Source organism: Brevibacterium jeotgali (genome assembly GCF_900169175.1).
Classification (GTDB): Bacteria; Actinomycetota; Actinomycetes; order Actinomycetales; family Brevibacteriaceae; genus Brevibacterium; species Brevibacterium jeotgali.
On the sequence record NZ_FXZM01000003.1, the window covers coordinates 128,013 to 146,486 of the forward strand.

At 69.3% G+C, this 18,474-nt stretch carries 16 protein-coding genes; 9 read left to right on the forward strand and 7 right to left on the reverse strand.

The annotated features are described in order from the left end of the window. Positions 1-41: 41 nt before the first annotated feature. The 5 genes from BJEO58_RS04025 to BJEO58_RS04045 all read left to right on the forward strand — a co-directional run bounded on the left by BJEO58_RS04025 (position 42) and on the right by BJEO58_RS04045 (position 8,338). Complete coding sequence (locus BJEO58_RS04025; protein ID WP_246075960.1) at positions 42-953, forward strand: MBL fold metallo-hydrolase; 912 nt, start codon at positions 42-44, stop codon at positions 951-953. Then, positions 950-2,233: an alpha/beta fold hydrolase gene (locus tag BJEO58_RS04030; RefSeq protein ID WP_101587960.1), complete on the forward strand. Its 1,284-nt coding sequence runs from the start codon at positions 950-952 to the stop codon at positions 2,231-2,233. Before BJEO58_RS04025 ends, BJEO58_RS04030 begins: the two co-directional genes overlap by 4 nt. An 88-nt stretch (positions 2,234-2,321) precedes the next feature. After that, on the forward strand, positions 2,322-3,740 hold the full coding sequence (locus BJEO58_RS04035) for an MFS transporter (RefSeq protein WP_101587962.1): 1,419 nt from the start codon (positions 2,322-2,324) through the stop codon (positions 3,738-3,740). Between the two features lie 45 nt (positions 3,741-3,785). Then, entirely contained in the window at positions 3,786-6,056 is a 2,271-nt protein-coding gene (locus tag BJEO58_RS04040; protein ID WP_101587965.1) for an HAD-IC family P-type ATPase, read from the forward strand. A 23-nt stretch (positions 6,057-6,079) separates the two neighbouring features. Beyond that, the gene (locus BJEO58_RS04045; protein WP_101587966.1) at positions 6,080-8,338 is read left to right on the forward strand and encodes a prolyl oligopeptidase family serine peptidase; all 2,259 of its coding nucleotides are present in this window, start codon (positions 6,080-6,082) and stop codon (positions 8,336-8,338) included. A gap of 61 nt (positions 8,339-8,399) precedes the next feature. Here the strand turns inward: BJEO58_RS04045 and BJEO58_RS04050 are convergent, their stop codons facing one another. Genes BJEO58_RS04050 through BJEO58_RS04060 form a run of 3 tightly spaced genes read right to left on the reverse strand, consistent with a single transcriptional unit; the run spans position 8,400 to position 10,632 of the window. Continuing rightward, on the reverse strand, positions 8,400-9,173 hold the full coding sequence (locus BJEO58_RS04050) for a hypothetical protein (RefSeq protein ID WP_246075961.1): 774 nt from the start codon (positions 9,171-9,173) through the stop codon (positions 8,400-8,402). A gap of 47 nt (positions 9,174-9,220) precedes the next feature. Then, positions 9,221-10,171, reverse strand: coding sequence for an ABC transporter ATP-binding protein (locus BJEO58_RS04055; RefSeq protein WP_101587967.1), 951 nt, complete (start codon positions 10,169-10,171; stop codon positions 9,221-9,223). Further along, on the reverse strand, positions 10,171-10,632 hold the full coding sequence (locus tag BJEO58_RS04060; protein ID WP_101587969.1) for a GntR family transcriptional regulator: 462 nt from the start codon (positions 10,630-10,632) through the stop codon (positions 10,171-10,173). Before BJEO58_RS04060 ends, BJEO58_RS04055 begins: the two co-directional genes overlap by 1 nt. Before the next feature lie 194 nt (positions 10,633-10,826). Here BJEO58_RS04060 and lplB point away from each other — a divergent pair, with 194 nt between their 5' ends. The 3 genes from lplB to BJEO58_RS04075 all read left to right on the forward strand — a co-directional run bounded on the left by lplB (position 10,827) and on the right by BJEO58_RS04075 (position 13,615). Continuing rightward, positions 10,827-11,951 carry a lipoate-protein ligase small subunit gene (gene lplB / locus BJEO58_RS04065; RefSeq protein WP_101587971.1) on the forward strand — a complete coding sequence of 375 codons (1,125 nt, stop codon included), beginning with the start codon at positions 10,827-10,829 and terminating at the stop codon, positions 11,949-11,951. Between the two features lie 122 nt (positions 11,952-12,073). Continuing rightward, positions 12,074-12,859: an FAD-dependent thymidylate synthase gene (gene thyX, locus BJEO58_RS04070; protein WP_101587973.1), complete on the forward strand. Its 786-nt coding sequence runs from the start codon at positions 12,074-12,076 to the stop codon at positions 12,857-12,859. A gap of 6 nt (positions 12,860-12,865) precedes the next feature. Then, positions 12,866-13,615: a maltokinase N-terminal cap-like domain-containing protein gene (locus BJEO58_RS04075; RefSeq protein ID WP_101587975.1), complete on the forward strand. Its 750-nt coding sequence runs from the start codon at positions 12,866-12,868 to the stop codon at positions 13,613-13,615. Positions 13,616-13,729: 114 nt separating this feature from the next. Here BJEO58_RS04075 and BJEO58_RS04080 read toward each other — a convergent pair whose 3' ends face one another. From BJEO58_RS04080 to BJEO58_RS04095, 4 genes are read right to left on the reverse strand one after another with little or no spacing between them, the layout of a single operon-like run. After that, positions 13,730-14,779 carry an alcohol dehydrogenase catalytic domain-containing protein gene (locus BJEO58_RS04080; RefSeq protein WP_101587977.1) on the reverse strand — a complete coding sequence of 350 codons (1,050 nt, stop codon included), beginning with the start codon at positions 14,777-14,779 and terminating at the stop codon, positions 13,730-13,732. Between the two features lie 29 nt (positions 14,780-14,808). Further along, positions 14,809-15,795 (reverse strand): 3-methyladenine DNA glycosylase, encoded by a 987-nt coding sequence (locus tag BJEO58_RS04085; protein WP_246075962.1) that lies wholly within the window; start codon positions 15,793-15,795, stop codon positions 14,809-14,811. 38 nt (positions 15,796-15,833) lie between these two features. Beyond that, positions 15,834-16,364: a DUF1990 domain-containing protein gene (locus BJEO58_RS04090; protein ID WP_101587979.1), complete on the reverse strand. Its 531-nt coding sequence runs from the start codon at positions 16,362-16,364 to the stop codon at positions 15,834-15,836. 13 nt (positions 16,365-16,377) lie between these two features. Continuing rightward, positions 16,378-17,403: a malate dehydrogenase gene (locus BJEO58_RS04095; protein ID WP_101587981.1), complete on the reverse strand. Its 1,026-nt coding sequence runs from the start codon at positions 17,401-17,403 to the stop codon at positions 16,378-16,380. A gap of 92 nt (positions 17,404-17,495) precedes the next feature. On the opposite strand from BJEO58_RS04095, the gene BJEO58_RS04100 reads away from it, so the two are divergent. Further along, positions 17,496-18,383: a LysR family transcriptional regulator gene (locus tag BJEO58_RS04100; RefSeq protein ID WP_101587983.1), complete on the forward strand. Its 888-nt coding sequence runs from the start codon at positions 17,496-17,498 to the stop codon at positions 18,381-18,383. Positions 18,384-18,474 lie beyond the last annotated feature (91 nt).

An 18,474-nucleotide genomic window follows, 5' to 3' on the forward strand; every position in this document is an offset into this window, starting at 1 on the left:
GCAGCGACTGCACGCACTGCTTCTGTGAGGAGGGGGTCGGGATGCCTGACGATCAAAGGGCCCCGGCTCCCTCTGCGGTCCCCGGCCGCGCACGCGTGCAGCTGCCCGCCCGCCTGACGCTGTGCGCGACATGCGGTGTGGAGGCTGCGGATCCGCTGCCCCCGGTCTGCCCGATCTGCGACGACGAACGTCAGTTCGTCCCCGTCGACGGGCAGGCATGGACGACGGTGGGGGAGCTCGCCGACTCAGGGCGTTCGATCGAGGTGCGAGAGGCCGAACCGGGGCTGCACTCACTGCGCACCCAGCCCCGCACGGGCATCGGGCAGACCTGCTATCTGGCGACGGCCTCGGGTGCGGGCTCTCCCGCGTCCGACGGCGCGGGCGGCCTGCTCTTCGACGTCCCGCCCTTCATCGACGACGCCGCGATCGAGGCGGTGTCGGCGCGCGGGGGAGTGGGCGCGATCGTTGCGAGCCATCCGCACATGTACGGACTGCAGCTCGAGTGGAGCCGTGCGTTCGACGATGCCCCGATCTTCGTGTCGCGGAAGGACGCGGACTGGGTGCAGAGGTACGGATCCGCGATCGAGCTCTTCGACGAGGAGGCGGAGCCCCTCTCCGGCATCCGCGTGCGCCAGGTGGGCGGGCACTTCCCGGGCAGCTGCGTGGCCCTGTGGCGCGCGCCCGGCGACGGAGCGCTGGTGATGCTGGGAAGCGACTCGGTGTCGCCGGTCGCTCGCGACGGGTGGGTGACCTTCATGCGCTCATTCCCCAACTATCTGCCGCTGTCCGCACAGGCGGTCCGGATGATCGCCGCACGGGTCGCTGACCTGGACGTCGAACGGATCTACGGCAGCTTCGGGCAGCGTCTCATGCACGGCGGAGCGCGTGCCATCGCAGAATCGGCGGACCGATATGCGGCCTGGGTGTCGGGCGCATACGATGACCGCATATGAGCACGCGACTGCGCAGGGCCGCTGAGGCCACCCCCGGACTGCATCGGATCGAACGGCCCGTCACGGATGAGCGCGACTCGGCGACGTTCTCCCTCGCCTATGTCCGCACGACGCCCGGACTGGGCGATGATACGCAGCCGGCCACAGCGGAATCCGGACCTCCTGTGCTCATCATCCCGGGTGGGCCGGGGCTGGCGTCTGCGGTGCCCTATCGGGCGCTGCGGCAGAAGGCCGTCAGGCGGGGGCTGGACGTCATCATGCTCGAACACCGCGGTGTCGGGCTCTCCCGCAGTGCGGCGGACGGGTCGGATCTGCCGCTGGAGGCGATGCGCATCTCGCTCGTCGTCGACGACATCCGTGCCGTGCTCGACGCCGAGGGCATCGGCCGCGTGACGGTCGTGGGCTCGTCCTACGGCTCGTACGTCGCACTCGCACTCGCTGTGACCCTGCCCCACCGGGTGGCAGGGATCGTCCTGGACTCGCCGATGCTGGAGGCGGGCAAGCAGGACGTCCGCGCGTGGGCGGACGGACTGCTCTACGACGGGACCCTGGGCGACGAGACGCACCGCAGGGTGGCCCGCAAGGTGCGGGACATCGAGAGGGACGGTCTCCTGTCACCGGAGCAGCTCTCCCGCGCAGTCCGCATCGTCTACGAGTTCGCCGGGATGGACACGCTCGACGCGCTGCTCAATCAGATCGCGGTGGGGAGGGCCCGGACCACTCTCGCGACCCTCGGGAGGCTCGGCCAGTCGGACACCGACGAATCGCTTCCGTACTACATGGAGTTCGATCGGGTCGGAGAGATCGCGTTCCGGGAACTCGACTTCGCTGATTCGGACTCGGAGGCGTTCTTCGACACCGGCGCCTCGTTCCACGAGGTCGCGAAGAGGTTCTCGCCGTTCAGCGCTGAGCCCTTCCACCTCGCCGCAGCGCTTCCGTCGCTCACCGTCCCGGTCGTCGCTCTGTCGGGGGACCGCGACCTGCGGACCCCGCGTCCCGTCGCAGAGCGCATCGCGCACCTGGCGCCTCGCGGGGTGCTGGCCACCGTCCCGGACCACGGACATAGTGCTCTCGACACCCATGTCGAAGCGCTCTTCGCGGCGATCCGTCTGGCGATCGCACGCATGGGGGCAGGCGGCGGAGCCGACGAGCTGCACGCCGAGAGTCCGCCGGTGGTGCGGCTCGAGGGGCTGTCGAGGAGCGGCGGACCTTCGGCGATGCTCGGCGGCGCCGTCCGCGCGCAGCTGGCGGCCGACCGGCTGCTCCCGCGCAGGCGCTGACCCGAGAATATTACGAAACAGTCACGATGATTCTCGACGTCGAACCTTTTTCGCAGAAGGGCGAAAAAGCGGGTGTACTGTCTCCCCCATGTCTTCTTCAGACTCCCGCAGTGATGCGGGCACGCTCGCGCAGCGCGCTGAGCTTCCGACGACCGCAGACGTCATCGCCGGCCTCCCCTGGAGGTGGAGGACTCAGGGCGCCATCTTCCTGGTGGGCGGCCTGGGCTTCATGTTCGACGCGTGGGACGTCGCGCTCAACGGCTTCCTCATCCCGCTGCTGAGTGACCACTGGAGCCTGACAGTCGGTCAGGCCGCCTGGATCGCGACGGTCAATCTGATCGGCATGGCCATCGGTGCGTTCGTCTGGGGCGGCATAGCCGACCGGATCGGACGGAAGAAGGCGTTCACCCTCACGCTGCTGTGCTTCTCTGTCTTCACCGCGCTGGGTGCGCTCAGCCCCAACATCTGGATCTTCTGCCTCTTCCGCTTCTTCGCGGGATTCGGCCTGGGCGGCTGCATCCCGGTCGACTATGCGCTGGTGGGCGAGTTCTCTCCCGCGAAGCATCGCGGCAGGGTGCTCACGGCGCTGGACGGCTGGTGGCCGATCGGCGCGACCCTGTGTGCCTTCGTGTCCGCCTGGCTGATCTCGTTCACCGACTGGCGTGCCGTCATGCTCATCATGATCGTGCCGGCCTTCCTGGTGTTCGGGATCCGACTCTTCGTCCCCGAATCCCCGATGTACCTGGCGAGCGTCGGGCGCCATGACGAGGCGGACGTCATCGTTCGCCGACTGGTGAGGGCGACCGGTTCCGACGTGACGGAATGGCGGCGTGCGGAGGTGGCAGCACCTGCGGCGGCGCCCGGCACATGGGCCGGCAGGATCGCGGCGGTCACCGGCCAGATCGCAGATCTGTGGAAGTGGTCGACGCCGCTCACGCTCGTGGCGTGGTCGCTGTTCGTGTCGATCCTGCTCCTGTACTACGCGGCGCTCACGTGGCTGCCGAAGATCCTGCGCGAGCAGGGGCTGGGTGACGAGGCGGCCTTCATCGTGACGGGGCAGATGACAGCCGTGGGCATCGTCGGTGTCATCGCGTCCGCGCTGCTGATCGAGTACATCGGCCGGCGCTGGCAGTTGGCGCTGTCATCGCTCGCCGGCGTCGTGGCCCTTGTGGGCTTCGCGTGGGTGCTCGAAGCGTCCGGTGCCGATCTGAGCGCGACGGCGCAGGCGCTCATCCTCGTGTTCGGGTTCGTCATCCAGATCGCGATCCCCACCCTCTACACGTACGTCTCCGAGCTCTATCCGACGACGCTGCGCGCCTCCGGCTTCGGCTGGGCGTCGAGCGCCTCGCGCTGGGCGACGGGCATCGCGCCGCTGGCGTTCGGGTCGTTCCTGTGGCCGGTCCTCGGTCTGACGTGGACCTTCGCGCTGACGGGTGCGCTGGTGGTCACCGCGGTCATCCTCATGGCCGTGCTCGCCCACGACACGACGGGTCGCGAGCTGGACTGAGGGCGGCGTCTTGCCATCTATACCCCCAGGGGGTATAAATGGGGCATGACTGACTCGCCGCGTCATCCACACCACCCCTCTGAGGCGGAACGCCGCGAGCATGAGAGTGGCCACCAGGAGCACGGTGTCGGCGGCCACGACCATGCTGATCACGGTCACGATCACGCCGGTGATCACGGTTCCGGCCACGACCATGCTGATCACGGTCACGATCACGCCGGTGATCACGGTTCCGGCCACGACCATTCCGCTCACGCGGAGCAGTTCCGGCGCCTCTTCTGGATCATGCTCGTCCTTGCGGTGCCCACCGTCGTGCTCGCTCCGATGTTCGCGCGACTCGTCGGCTATCCGGTTCCCGAGTCCGGCTGGCTGACCTGGGTCGCGCCGGTCCTCGGCACCGTCATGTACGTGTGGGGCGGTCGCCCCTTCCTCGCCGGCGCGATCGACGAGGTCCGCGCCCGCCGTCCTGGGATGATGCTCCTCATCGGGCTCGCGATCACCGTCGCGCTCCTCTCGTCCTGGGGATCCACTCTGGGTGTGCTGAGCGCTGATCTGGACTTCTGGTGGGAGCTCGCTCTCCTCGTCGTCATCATGCTGCTGGGTCACTGGGTGGAGATGCGATCGACCGCGCAGACGGCGTCCGCGCTCACTGCGCTCGCCGCTCTCCTGCCGGACACCGCAGAAGTGGTCCGCGACGGCGAGACCGTCCAGGTGGACCCGTCCGAACTCCTGGTGAGGGACCTCGTCGTCGTCCGCCCCGGTGCGTCCGTGCCAGCCGACGGCCGGGTCGTCGAGGGGTCTGCGAGCATGGACGAGTCGATGGTCACCGGCGAGTCCACGACCGTCCGCCGTGCCGAGGGCGATCCCGTCATCGCCGGCACGATCGCCACTGATTCCGGCCTGCGCGTCGAGGTGACGGCGGTGGGGGACGACACGACGCTCGCAGGCATCAGCCGCCTCGTCGAGGAGGCCCAGTCCTCGAGCTCCCGTGCCCAGCGGCTCGCCGATCGGGCCGCGGCCTGGCTCTTCTGGTTCGCCTTCGTCGCTGCGATCCTCACCGCGATCGTGTGGGGACTGCTCGGTGCCCCCGATGACGCCGTCGTCCGCACGATCACCGTGCTCGTCATCGCCTGTCCGCACGCGCTGGGGCTGGCGATCCCACTCGTCGTGTCGATCGCCACGGAGCGCGCCGCCCGCGCGGGCGTGCTCGTGACGGACCGACTGGCGCTGGAGTCGATGCGCCGGGTCGAGGTCGTCCTCTTCGACAAGACCGGAACCCTCACCAGGGGTGAACCCGCCGTCAGCGATGTCGTCGCGGCGGCCGGCAGTGCCGATGTGCCGAAGGCCGCCGCCGAGGCCGGGGTCGGGAACCAGCAGAACGACCCGGCCGACAGGCTGCGGCGGGAGCAGTCCTCCGCCTCGGACGCGGGGGAGGACCGGGTCCTGCGGCTCGCCGCAGCGGCGGAAGCCGACAGCGAGCACCCGCTGGCCCGGGCGATCGTCCGGGCGGCTGAACAGCGGGAGCTCGCCCTGCCCCGGGCCGCCGACTTCTCCTCGCACCCTGCCGAAGGAGTGAGCGCTCGCGTCGAGGGCACCGAGGTCCATGTCGGAGGCCCCCACCTGCTGACCCGGCTCGGAGGGGCACCGCTCGCAGAGACCGCCCCGTGGCGGGAGGCAGGCGCGACCGTCCTGCACGTGTTCGCAGACGGTGAGATCGTCGGCGCGCTGCGCGTCGAGGATGAGGTGCGTCCGGAATCGAAGGCGACGATCGAAGCGCTCCATGCCCGCGGCGTCGAGGTCGCGATGATCACCGGGGATGCGGAGTCCGTCGCGCGGACCGTGGCCGTCGAACTGGGCATCGACCGCGTCTTCGCGGATGTGCGCCCGGAGGACAAGGCGGCGGCCGTCGCGCGCCTCCAGCAGGAGGGCCGCATCACCGCGATGGTGGGCGACGGCGTGAACGACGCCCCTGCGCTCGCACGCGCGGACGTGGGACTCGCGATCGGTGCCGGCACGGACGTGGCGATCGGCTCCGCGGGAGTGGTGCTCGCAGGCTCGGATCCGCGCAGCGTCCTGTCCGTCATCGACCTGTCGTGGGCGACGTACCGGAAGATGGTGCAGAACCTCTGGTGGGCCGCCGGGTACAACCTGCTGTCCGTGCCCCTGGCGGCAGGCGTCCTGGCGCCGGTGGGCTTCGTACTGCCGATGAGCGTCGGAGCGATCCTCATGTCGCTGTCGACCGTCGTCGTCGCGCTCAACGCGCAGCTGCTGCGCAGGCTCGATCTGCAGCCCGAGAGGATCGGGGCGTGTGACTGACGCGCTGTGCGTAGGGTGGGTCCATGGTCGAAACGTCTGCGCAGTCCGGTGCCTCTCCCATGCCCCACGACGATTTCCTGTGGCTCGAGGAGATCGAGGGGGCAGACGCACTCACCTGGGTGGATGAGCAGAATCGCGCAACCCTCGCGGAGTTCTTCGATGACGATGCGAAGGCGACCTCGGAGGCGATCCGTGCTGCCCTCGATTCGGAGGACCGCATCCCCGGTGTGAGCAAGCTGGGAGATTTCTACTTCAACTTCTGGCGCGATCGGGACCATCCCAAAGGTCTGTGGCGCCGCACCACCTGGGAGTCCTACGTGACGGACGACCCGGAGTGGGAGCTGCTGCTCGACGTCGACGCGCTGGCGGCCGCCGACGGGACGGAGTGGGTGTTCCACGGAGCCCGTGTCCGCCGCACCGACCGCCGTCGTGCGCTCGTCTCGCTGTCCCCGGACGGCGGCGACGCCCATACGGTCAGGGAATTCGACCTCGAGACGAAGGAGTTCGTGGACCCGGCGGACGGCTTCGTCCTGCCGACCGCGAAGGCGCAGGCGAGCTGGATCGACGACGACACCCTGCTCATCGCGACGGATTTCGGCCCCGGCTCCCTCACGGACTCGACCTACCCGCGCAGCGCACGCCTGCTGCGCCGCGGCGAAGCGCTCGAGGACGCGCGCGAGATCATGTCCGTGCCGGTCGAGCTCCTGTCCATCTTCACCGGCGTCGACCTCACGCCCGGGTTCGAGCGGGCCGTCATCGTCGAGGCGATCGACTTCTTCAACTCCCGCACCTGGATCCGAGACCTCCCGGTCACGGCCCACGGGATCGCCGCAGCGGATGCCCTCATCGCAGGCTGGACGCTCATCGACGTCCCGACGGACGTGTCCGTCGACGTCGACCGGGACCTCGTGCTCTTCCGGCCCCGCACCGATTGGGAGGGGGCCGGACCGGACGGCTCGTCGTTCTCCGTTCCGGCGGGTGCGCTCGCCGTCGCGCGCTACGACGACGTCGTCCATGGAGGAGGCGCCGCCAGTGTCGTGCCGACGGTCGTGTTCGCCCCGGAGGCGGGGCCTCAGCCGCGCACCTCGCTGCAGGGCTGGTCGCTCACCCGGGATCACCTCGTGCTCTCCTTCCTCACCGACGTGCGCTCGGAACTGCGGGTCGTCGACCGGCGGCTGCTGGTCGGCGGTGCAGGGCCCGCGGAGTCGCAGGCGGCGGGCGGCGTCCCCGCGGGGACGCCCGGAGTGCTTCCGGGCCGCGCAGTGCCGGGCGTCGATCCGCTGCTGTCGGTCGGCATGGGCGCAGTCGACCCCGACGACGATGCGACGGCCAACGACGTGTGGATGACCGTGAGCGGCTACCTCACGCCGACGACCCTGCTGCGGGGGTCGCTCGGGGCGGCCGGTGCGGAGGGTGCGCCCGGTGAACAGGACGTCGCACCCGGGCTCGTGAAGCAGGCCCCGGAGCTCTTCGATGCGAACGGACTGAGCGTCACTCAGCACTTCACCCGCAGCGCGGACGGCACGCGCGTGCCCTACTTCCAGGTGGGCCCTGCAGCAGGGGGCGCGGACGGAGCACCCGTGCCCGTCATGCTCGACGGGTACGGCGGCTTCGAGCTCAGCCGGTTGCCCGGCTACGCGCCGACCATCGGGCTGGGCTGGCTGGAGAAGGGCGGCACGTACGTCGTCGCGAACATCCGCGGCGGCGGGGAGTACGGCCCAGGCTGGCACACGGCGGCCCTGCGGGAGAACCGTCAGCGCGCCTACGAGGACTTCGTGGCCGTGGCGCGCGACCTCGTCGCCCGCGGCGTGACGGTGCCGCAGCAGCTCGCGTGCTCGGGCGGTTCCAACGGCGGGCTGCTGGTGGGCAACATGCTCACGCAGTTCCCCGATGACTTCGGAGCAGTCTCCTGCGGTGTTCCGCTCCTGGACATGCGCCGCTACACGAAGCTGTCCGCCGGTGCGTCCTGGGCCGCCGAATACGGTGATCCGGACGACCCGGCGGATTGGGAGTTCATCCGGACGTTCTCCCCGTACCACCTCATCGACGTCGATGGCGGGACGACGTATCCTCCTGTCCTCTTCTGGACGGCCACCTCCGACGACCGCGTGGGGCCGGTGCAGGCACGGAAGATGGCGGCGAGGATGCAGAGGGCAGGTGCGGAGCGCGTGTGGTTCTTCGAGGACCGGGAGGGCGGTCACTCCGCCGCGTCGGACAACGAGCAGGCCGCCAGGACCCGGGCGCTGTCCTACGCGTTCCTCATGCGTCAGCTGAACGGCTGACGAATCCTGCGATGGGATGCGTCAGCCGCTCAGCCGCTCAGCTCGTCAGTGCCACGAGTCCTCAGTGCATCGAGCGGCGCAGTGTGACCCAGGAGGCGGTCCCCACGACGACTGCCAGGCCCCCGAGAATGCCGGCCAGCCCGAGTGGCCCCAGCGTCGTGAAGAACTCCAGCACGGACATCCATGCCTCCATCCGCGTGATGACGAAGATCGCTGCGAGCAGCACCACTGCCAGTCCGACGGTGGCGAGCGTGACGGCGATCGTGCCGGCGCGCCGATAGATCGTGGCGAACCAGAAGCCGGTGAGGAAGAAGAACATCGTGAGAGCGGCGACGACCGCGGCGGTGCCCACCCATCCGCTCTCCCACACCCACGGGAGGTAGACGATGTAGCCGTTGATCCCGTACCCGCTCGTCGCCTGCTCGAGGAGACCCAGAAGGACGTAGAAGGCGGCGAGCACGACTGCGGAGATCGCGGCTGCGAGGACCGTGCCGAGGAAGAACTCGCGCCGTGTGAGGCTCATGGCCTGCGAGAACGGGAAGGTGAGGCTCATCGCCTGTATCCCCGCGACCAGGTAGTACCAGAGGGGAGCCTGACCGCCGCCCCCGTACATGGGGGAGTCGGAGCCGATCATCCAGTAGATGGCCAGGGAGAGGATGACCGCGGACACGATGATGATGAGCGGGATCCACAGGAACGTGTAGCGATTGACGAACTGAAGCCGCACGACGTTGAGGATGCGTGAGCCCGTCGACGCGGTTCTGCCCGTCGGAGGATCGGCAGCACGGGCACGGATCGGATCTGCTGCCCTGGGGGCGTCGCCGGTCGTGGTCACGGTCGTGCCTCCTGTAGCGGTCGAGGTGGTCGTCCTGGATGCGGTGGTCATGTGCGTGCCTCCGACGATTCGATGGAGCGGGTTCCTGCGCCGGACTCTGCGCCTGATCCTGTGCCGGACGATCCGTTCCGGTTCTTCTGGGTGAGGTGGACGACGAGCTGCTGCAGCGGAACCGGCGTGCGTTCGAGGCCCGCCTCCCGCGCATCCGTCAGCTCCGCATCGCTCAGCGTGCCGAGCACCGTGGCGGATGAGACGTTGCCGAGCGACTGACGGTGCAGGAGCTCGCGCCCCACGATGAAGCGGTCCACCTGGTCGGCGCTGCCGGTGAGCGTCACCGCCTGGCCCCGCAGATCATCGGTCGTCTCGTCGACGAGCAGACGACCGTCGTCGATGATGAGCACTCGCTCGATCAGGTCGGCGATCTCGTCGATGAGGTGCGACGACAGGACGATCGTTCGCGGGTGCTCTGCGTAGTCCTCCATGAGCCTGTCGTAGAAGAGCGTCCGGGCCACGGCATCCAGGCCCAGATACGGCTCGTCGAAGAACGTGATCTCCGCCCGCGCCGCCAGACCGATGATGACCCCGACCGCGGAGAGCTGACCGCGGGACAGCTTCTTGATCGTGGTCCTCACGGGCAGACGGAAGTCGGAGATGAGCGACTGCGCGAAGTCCTCGTCCCAGTGCGGGAAGAACAGTCGTGCGGAGTGGAACGCATGCTGCGGGGTGAAATCGTCCGGATACTTCTGGCTCTCGCGGACGAAGCACATCCGGGACAGGATCCGGGCGTTCTCGTAGGGCTGCTCGCCGAACACGCGAATGCTCCCCGACGTGGGGAAGTTCTGCGCGGTGAGCATGGACATCGTCGTGGTCTTGCCGGCGCCGTTGCTGCCGAGGAACCCGTAGATCGCATGCTCTTCGATGCGGAAGCTCAGGTCGTCGACTGCGGTGGTGCTGCGGTAGCGCTTGGTGAGGTTCTCGACGTCGATGACGGCGGTCATCATGCCTCCTGTGGTGAACGGTGGGCTGCCTGGTCATCCCGGGCCGCCGGGCCTGCGCGGTCTGTGTGGTCTGTCTGCTCTGCGACCGGTTCGGCCCGGTCCGAGGCATCCCCGTGTTCGGTGATGAGCCGGATGACGTCATCCGGCCCCAGTCGCAGCCGGCGGGCCTCGGCGAGCAGAGGGGAGATGTAGGCGTGTGCGAAGCCCTGTGTGCGCTCATCGACGAGCCGCTCGCGGGCCCCGGTGGCGACGAACATTCCGATTCCTCGCTTCTTGTAGAGGATTCCCCGCTCCACGAGTTCGGAGACGCCCTTCGCCGCGGTCGCCGGATTGATGCGGTGGAAGGTCGAGAGTTCGTTCGTGGAAGGTGCCTTGGACTCCTCCTCGAGACTGCCGTCGACGATCGAGTCCTCGATCGATTCTGCGATCTGGAGGAAGAGGGGGCGACCCTGATCGAACATCCGAGCTCCTGCCCTGGTGGATCGGTTAATTACTCGACTAGGTAACCATTCAACCGAGGCAGGAGTCAAGGGTCGCGGAGCCTGCGGTTCCACGAGACGCGCAGCCGTGCCGTGGGGAGCCGCAGCGGAGTCATGGGGAGGCGTTGGGGGCCGCAGGGAGCAGACGGTCCTGCGGCACGGAGTAGATTGGAGGCATGACGAGCAGGGATCAGTCGAGCACGAAGCAGTCGAGCACGAAGCAGTCCAGCACGAACAGCCGGCAGCACCACGGCGAGTACAAGGTCCCCGGCGGCAAGCTCGTCGTCGCGGATCTCGCAACCGAAGGCGGTCGGATCGCGGCGGCGAAGATCTCCGGCGACTTCTTCCTCGACCCGGAGGACGCCTTCGACGCGCTCGCGCCGGCACTCGTGGGGGCCTCGGCGACGGAGGGCCAGGAGGCCCTCGTGCGGCGGCTCGAGACGGCACTCGCGCCGTTCGGCGAGGATCTCGATCTGCAGGGCTTCACACTCGAGGACGTCGGGACGGTCGTGCGTCGTGCACTGGCGGGCGCGCGGGACTTCGCGGACTACTCGTGGGAGGTCGTCCACACCCCTGTGCTGCCGACCCGGCTCAACGTCGCACTCGATCAGCAGCTGCTGGCGGAGGTCGATGCGGGCCGTCGCGGGCCCACGCTCAGGATCTGGGAGTGGGACGACCGTGCCGTGGTGATCGGCGCCTTCCAGTCGTACACGAATGAGCTCCACCCCGAAGGGGTCGAGGAGCACGGCGTGGAAGTCGTCCGCCGCGTGACCGGGGGCGGCGCGATGTTCATGGAGGGCGGCAACTGCATCACCTACTCCCTCTACGCGCCGCGGGAGATCGTGGCGGGGCTCGACTACACGGAGTCCTACGCGTACCTGGACCGGTGGGTGATCGAAGCACTCGCGAAGCACGGCGTGAATGCCTGGTACGTGCCGATCAACGACATCACCTCGTCGAAGGGCAAGATCGGCGGGGCCGCCCAGAAGCGGACGAGGAACGCGGTCATCCACCACGCGACGATGAGCTATGACATCGATGCGGACACGATGACCGACGTCCTGCGGATCGGCAAGGCGAAGCTCTCCGACAAAGGCATCGCGAGCGCGAAGAAGCGCGTCGATCCGGTGCGCAGCCAGACGGGTGCGTCCCGGGAGGAGATCATCCGGACGATGATCGAGACGTTCACCGCGAGGTACGGCGCCAGCACCGGAGACGTCACTGCCGAGGAGATGCACGCTGCCCGGGCGCTCGTGGATGCGAAGTTCGGCACGGAGACGTGGACGCACCGCGTCCCGTGAGGATGCGCGGCCTGTTCGGGCTCGGTGAGTCGCGTTCGACTGTGGGAGACTGTCGTCACCCGTGAGGCGCATCGTGATCGCTGCGCCCCGCCCCGTCTCGGACCCTGCGAAGAAGGACAGAAGTGCGCCACGTCGAACCGGAAGTCTCGCTCATCGCCAAGCCCCAGATCGACTGGGAGTCGGTCAACGCCTACCTCGACGACGTGGGTGGTCGTGTGTGGTCGGACCGTGTCCAGCCGTCCGAGTCGCCCGATGGCGAGGACCTCGTCGAGTTCTCCGGTCGCATGTGCTATCGCTCCTGGGAGCCGGGGCTCAACCCGAACGTGTCCCGCGTGCGCACCGACTCCTCCGCGTACGTCGGCAACGTCATCCGCTCGCAGCACGGTTCGGTGCTCGAGCACGCGAACTACACGTTCATCCTCCACAACGTCTCCCGCGTGCTGACTCACGAACTCATCCGCCACCGCGCAGGCTGCGCCTTCTCGCAGGAGTCGCTGCGCTACGTCCGACTGGACGAGCTCCCCTTCTGGTTCCCCGAATGGGCGCGTGAGGACGAGGAACTCATGGAGCGCTCCCTCAAGGTCCTCGACACCCTCGAAGAGCACCAGGCGTGGATGGCGTCCCACTTCGGTCTGGACGAGGAGGGGACGAAGTTCGCGCACAAGAAGCACATGACGTCATTCATGCGCCGGTTCGCACCCGAAGGGCTGGGGACGGGCATCGTCTACACCGCCAACCTCCGGTCGCTGCGCCACGTCATCGAGATGCGCACCGCACCGGGCGCCGAAGAGGAGATCCGCCTCGTCTTCGGCAAGATCGCAGAGATCATGCAGGACGAGGCGCCCGCAGTCTTCGCCGACTACTCGGTGGAGGACGGCGCCTGGGTCCCGGGGACCAGAAAGGCGTGAGCCGCCATGTCCGACATCTTCGCCGCAGACCTGCACCCTGAGAAGCCGGAGGTCGTCGCGCGTCGGCTGTCCGCACGGTTCGGTGCGGATCTGTCTGCTGCGGACCTGCGGATGATCGCGTCGTTCCGTTTCGACGATCCGGCCGGCGAGGTCGGCTGCGAGACGCACATCGTCGCCGTGAGGCTGCCGGATGCAGGCGAGGTCGTCGCGCAGGTCCCGCTCACCTACCGCGGTGCACCGCTCGACGGGGCGCCCGCTGACGCACTCGTGACGACCATGGAGCATTCCGTGCTGGGCAGGCGGTGGGTGTACGAGGCGGCGCACGACCCCGTCTACGTGACGGAGCTCCTCCTCTCGATCACCGATGCCGGCGGCGCGGCGGAGCAGTTCCGGGTCGAGGACGACGGCAGCAGGTCGCGCCTCACGAAGGGCCTTGCGAACGTGCACGGAACCGGCCCCGGGATCGACCCCTCCCGGTCGGCCGTGGACGAGGGCGATGCAGCCGGCACCGAGGGGGCACGCACGTCGGATCGGACCGCCGCAGCATCGCTGCCCGGCGTCGGATACGCCGACGACAAGACGCTCGTGCACATGCGCGGTGCCGCTCTCGAGGTCTATGACGTCCTGGACCTCGGGAACCGCGCGGCCGACGGAGGCGGAGGCGTTCCCGGCGGGTGGTCGGTCGATGCCGGGCAGCTCGTCGCCACCTGGGACGGTCAGAAGGCACCGGTGACGCTCGCGCGCATCGTCGTGTGACGTGCCCCGAGCGCAGGGGCTGGTGAATGGCATGACCTGACCAGCGTCACGACCCCTCGACCCTCACGGCCCGATGACCCTCACGGCCCCGCGACCCTCACAATCCGACGAGTCTCACGGCCTGATGATCGTGAGTCCGGCGGAGCGGGACTGCGCCATCTCCTCCAGCGCCGCCGGCGCCTCTGCGAGGCTGATCGTGCGTGTCACGAGGTCCTGGGGACGCAGACGGCCCTCCACGACGAGTGCGATCAGCGGCCCGTAGTCCGCAGCCGCCATCCCGTGGGACCCCAGCAGGCTGAGCTCCTGGCCGATCACCTGCGGGACAGCGGTGGTGGGGCGACCGGAGAGCAGACCGATCTGCACGTGGCGGCCCAGAGGCCGCAACGACTGGAGAGCCGCATTGAGGGTGCTCTCGATGCCCAGTGCCTCGACCGTCACATGCGGGCCGGACTCCGAGCCGAGCCCGGCCGCGGAGTCACGGACAGCGGCGGCGACCTCGGCCTCGCTGAGCCCGGTGGAGTCGACGCAGGCGCCGGCTCCCATCGTTCGTGCCAGTCCGAGCGCATCCGGAGAGATGTCGACGGCGATGACCTGTGCGCCGATCGCACGGGCGATCATGATCGCGGACAGGCCGACGCCGCCGCACCCGAACACGGCCACGACCTCGCCGGCGCTCAGCCGGGCACGGTCGTGGAGCCCGCGGAACGCGGTGGCGAACCGGCATCCCAGGGGGAGTACCGCCTCGGCGGGGAGTTCCTCCGGGGCAGTCACCAGGTTCGTGTCCGCGTGGTGGATGACGACCTCATCGGCCCAGGAGCCCCAGTGGGTGAACCCGGGCTGCGTCTGGGTGGGGCAGACCTGCGCGTTCCCGGATCGGCAGAACTCGCACGTTCCGCAACCGCAGACGAACGGGACCGTCACACGGTCGCCGGCGGAGAAGCGGGCAACGGCGTCGCCCGCCCGCACGATGCGGCCCACGAGCTCATGGCCGGGCACGTGGGGGACGGACACCGAATCATCGTGACCGGCCCACGCGTGCCAGTCCGATCGGCACACGCCGGTGGCCTCGACGGCGATGACGACACCGTGATCGGGAGCGGAGGGCGACTCGACGTCCTGGACGGACGGAGTCTGGCCGAAGGATTCGTAGAGGACTGCGCGCATGAAGCGGAGTCTAGAGGGTGGTGCGTCCCTCAGCGTCCGGGGTCCGCCACGGCGACGTCATCGGCCAGGGCCCTGTCGATGGAGGTGATGAGGCGCCGGCGGACGTTGTTGCCGCGGTCCGCGAAGGCACGCTGGCGGCGGACGTACTCCGCCTTGCCCTCCGGCGTCTCGATGGCGACGACTCCGTATCCCCAGTCGCGCACGTCGTAGGGGCTCGCCTCCATGTCGAGGGTCCGGATGTCGCGGGCGAGGTCGAACGCGGTGAGAGTGACGTCCGACGGGACGATGGGCCCCAGCTTCATCGCCCACTTGTACAGGTCCATGCCGCCGTGCAGGCAGCCGGGCTGCTCCATCTCCCGCATCGTGCCCCTGGTCGGGGAGAGCTCGTTGAGCGGCCGGGCCTCCGGGGTGAAGAACCGGAACGCGTCGAAGTGGGAGCAGCGGACACGGTGCGATTCGACGACGGCGTCGGTCTGCGTGTGGGTGAGTCGCAGCGGCACCCGGTCGTGGCGGAGCTCCTCGGGGGACTGCTGGTAGACCATCGCCCATTCGTGGAGCCCGAAGCAGCCGAAGGTGCCCTCCCGCTCGAGCGTGCGCGCCAACAGATCGCGGATGAACTGCGCGCCGTCGCCGCGGGCCGCCCGCCATCGCTCGAGGTCGACGGCCACTGCCGACGCCGAGGCCGGGCCGGCTGGTGAGGTCGAGCCCGCGTCCGAGGCCGGGCCGGGATCGACCGTGCGATACCACTTCCGGCCGGAGAGCTCGGTGAGGAAGGCGGAGCCGGAGCCGTCGGGCTGGACCGTGACCCCTGCGCCGGGATGCCACGTCGACAGCTGCCCGGGGGTGAACGGGTAGTAGGTGTGGAGGAAGTCCTCGACCGGATGCTTCTCGCCTCGCGCGCGGCGGTCGAGGTGAGCGGCGGTGCGTTCGCGCACGGAGGCGGCGTGGTCTGCGGCCAGCTGCGCGGCGGCGGAGGCGGAGAGGACGCTCGAGGGCAGGACTGCGGGTGTGGACACGGCTCAAGTGTAGGGGCGGGCCGTGCGGGTCGTCCCGTTCACGTGTCCAGGGAGGCGCAGTAGCGGGATGCTGCGAACCGCTGCGCCCATACCGACAAGGGTCCTGCCCAGCGCATGGCACCGTGAGCGGGCGCGGAGACCGATACGACGGAGGCGCGGATCCGCCCGTGCACATCGGACGAGACCATGAACCGCTGGATCCCCGATTCGAGGTGCCCCGCAAGGGTCGCGTAGGTGAATCCGCGACACCACCCCTCGTCGAACACATCGATCACCCGGCACGCCACTGTGAGACCCGGGGTCACCGCCCGTCCGACGGTCAGCTGCACGACCGCACCGCTCTCCACGGGAATGCTCGACGCGGCGACGCCCAGTCCTGCACCCGCGTGCATGCCCCAGCACAGGAGCGCGTCGGCGGCGGCGTCGAAGTCGCGTCGGGTCAGCAGGCGCGAGGTGACCAGCCGCCGGTGGCCGGGTGGGACCGCCCCGTCGACGCTGCGAAGGTCGGTCGAGAGCGGGACCGCGGCCAGAGCCTCGGCGGCGGCGTGGGACAGGAGCTCCGGTCTCATAGGTCTGTCGCCCTCAGAGGAATCCGAGCGCCGCTGCGTCCTCGCGCTCGGCGGTGAGCTCTGCGACGGAGTCGTCGAGGAGGGAGCGACGGGCGTCGTCGAGGACCAGCCCCTCGACGATCTGATAGGCGCCGCTCGTGTCGACGGTGCAGGGGAAGGACGAGACGAGCCCCGCGGGGACTCCGTACTCCCCGGTCGAGCGCACCGCCATCGACACGCGTGCTCCGTTCGTGCCGAACGTCCAGTCCCGCAGGTGGTCGAGTGCGGCCGCCGCCGCAGACGCCGCCGACGAGGCGCCCCTGGCAGAGATGACCGCCGCACCGCGGCCCGCCACGGCCGGGATGAACTCATCGGTCACCCATGCACGCGCGCGCTCTGCACCGCCGCAGAGGTCGGCGAGCACCGCCGGCGCCGATCGTCCGTCGATGAGTGCATCGGTGAGGTCCGGCACCTGTGTGTTCGAGTGATTGCCCCAGATCGTCACGCGCTCGATCGTGTCGACCGGTGCTCCGGTCTTCTGCGCGACCATGCCGAGAGCCCTGTTGTGGTCGAGTCGGGTGAGGGCCGTGAAGCGCGACGGGTCGACCCGCCTTCCATCGGCGCGCTCCTGCACGGAGGCGTGATGGGCCGCGATGAGGGCATTCGTGTTCGCCGGATTCCCCACGACGACGACCCGCACGTCTGCCGTGGCGCTGCGGCCCAGAGCGGCGCCCTGCGCACGGAACACCTCGCCGTTCCTGCGCAGCAGGTCGGCGCGGTCCATCCCCTCCTTCCGGGGCGCGGCACCGATGAGGAGGGCCGCGTCGGCATCGGCGAAGGCCTCATCCGGATCGGTGGTCGCAGTGGCCTCGAGGAGAGTCGGGTATGCGCAGTCGGCGAGCTCCATGAGCACACCCTGCAAGCGCTCGACGGCCTGTGGGACCTCGAGCAGGCGCAGTCGGACAGGCTCCTGCCCGTAGACGGCTCCGGCGGCCAACCGGAAGAGCAGCGAGTAGGCGATGCTTCCTGCGGCTCCGGTGACGGCGATCGTGCGAGTCATGGCGGTCCTCCCGTTCGAGTGGCGATACCCCGCATCATCCGCCGCCGGCTCGGACTGCGTCCAATGAATGGTCTGCCCGATACCATCCATATATGGATGAGTGGACCCTGCGCTTCGCCCCGGAGCTCCGTGCGCTCGTGACCTTGGCGCGGGAGGACGGGCACATGACGGGTGCGGCGACCGCACTGGGCGTGCCGCAGTCGACGATGAGCCGTCGGATCAGGGCGTTCGAGGACGCTCTGGGCGTACCCCTCGTCGTGCGGCAGGGGCGGCGCGTCGCACTGACCCCGCGTGCCAGGGTGCTCACCGACCGACTCGAGGAGCCCCTGGCAGAGATCGACCGTGCACTCGTCGAGGCGGCGGCGGAGACGGACGCGGATCATGGCACTGTGCGCTTCGGATTCCCCCTCACCCTCGGAGAGGAACCGGTTCCGGGAGTCGTCGCGGGATTCAGACGAGCCTTCCCGGGTGTGGAGCTCCACCTCGTGCAGGAGCACGGGGCATCGCTGATCGAACGTCTCCTCACAGGATCGCTGGACCTCGCGCTCGTCATCCCGCCGCCCACCCAGCTGCCCCACACAGTGGTTGCGCAGCAGGAGATCGTCGCGGTGCTGCCGGACGGCCACCGACTGGCCGGGCGCAGCGAGATCAGTGTGGAGGATCTGGTGGGCGAGCCGCTCATCGTGAATCCGCCGCAGTTCCATCTGCGTGCTCTCACCGACGAGCTCTTCCGCAGCGTGGACGAGGCGTCGACCATCGGCGTCGAGGCGGCGGAGTTCGGGACGATGCGCAGGCTCGTCGCGCTCGATCTGGGCTGCGCACTCCTGCCGCGCAGGCCGCAGCCCGTGGACGGCACGTGTGAGGTGCCGATCAGCGGCGGACCGTCACGGGCCGTGGCGCTCGCGTGGCCCTCGGGTGCACTCAGCGTGCCCGCCCGCAGACTCCGCGACCACGTGCTCGCGGTGGCAGATCACGTGTGACACCGCGCGGCGGGGGCCATGGCGAGTACGAGGGAGATGCGGTTCCCCGCTGGTGTGCCTCCTTGCGGAGTGACGAGGCGAGAGTGCTGCG

What these genes read in the sequence shown, in the direction of transcription:
- BJEO58_RS04025 (WP_246075960.1), top strand. Translation starts at nt 42, where the DNA reads ATGCCTGACGATCAAAGGGCCCCGGCTCCCTCTGCGGTCCCCGGCCGC.
- BJEO58_RS04030 (WP_101587960.1), top strand. Translation starts at nt 950, where the DNA reads ATGAGCACGCGACTGCGCAGGGCCGCTGAGGCCACCCCCGGACTGCAT.
- BJEO58_RS04035 (WP_101587962.1), top strand. Translation starts at nt 2,322, where the DNA reads ATGTCTTCTTCAGACTCCCGCAGTGATGCGGGCACGCTCGCGCAGCGC.
- BJEO58_RS04040 (WP_101587965.1), top strand. Translation starts at nt 3,786, where the DNA reads ATGACTGACTCGCCGCGTCATCCACACCACCCCTCTGAGGCGGAACGC.
- BJEO58_RS04045 (WP_101587966.1), top strand. Translation starts at nt 6,080, where the DNA reads ATGGTCGAAACGTCTGCGCAGTCCGGTGCCTCTCCCATGCCCCACGAC.
- BJEO58_RS04055 (WP_101587967.1), bottom strand. Translation starts at nt 10,171, where the DNA reads ATGACCGCCGTCATCGACGTCGAGAACCTCACCAAGCGCTACCGCAGC.
- BJEO58_RS04060 (WP_101587969.1), bottom strand. Translation starts at nt 10,632, where the DNA reads ATGTTCGATCAGGGTCGCCCCCTCTTCCTCCAGATCGCAGAATCGATC.
- lplB (WP_101587971.1), top strand. Translation starts at nt 10,827, where the DNA reads ATGACGAGCAGGGATCAGTCGAGCACGAAGCAGTCGAGCACGAAGCAG.
- BJEO58_RS04075 (WP_101587975.1), top strand. Translation starts at nt 12,866, where the DNA reads ATGTCCGACATCTTCGCCGCAGACCTGCACCCTGAGAAGCCGGAGGTC.
- BJEO58_RS04080 (WP_101587977.1), bottom strand. Translation starts at nt 14,779, where the DNA reads ATGCGCGCAGTCCTCTACGAATCCTTCGGCCAGACTCCGTCCGTCCAG.
- BJEO58_RS04090 (WP_101587979.1), bottom strand. Translation starts at nt 16,364, where the DNA reads ATGAGACCGGAGCTCCTGTCCCACGCCGCCGCCGAGGCTCTGGCCGCG.
- BJEO58_RS04095 (WP_101587981.1), bottom strand. Translation starts at nt 17,403, where the DNA reads ATGACTCGCACGATCGCCGTCACCGGAGCCGCAGGAAGCATCGCCTAC.
- BJEO58_RS04100 (WP_101587983.1), top strand. Translation starts at nt 17,496, where the DNA reads ATGGATGAGTGGACCCTGCGCTTCGCCCCGGAGCTCCGTGCGCTCGTG.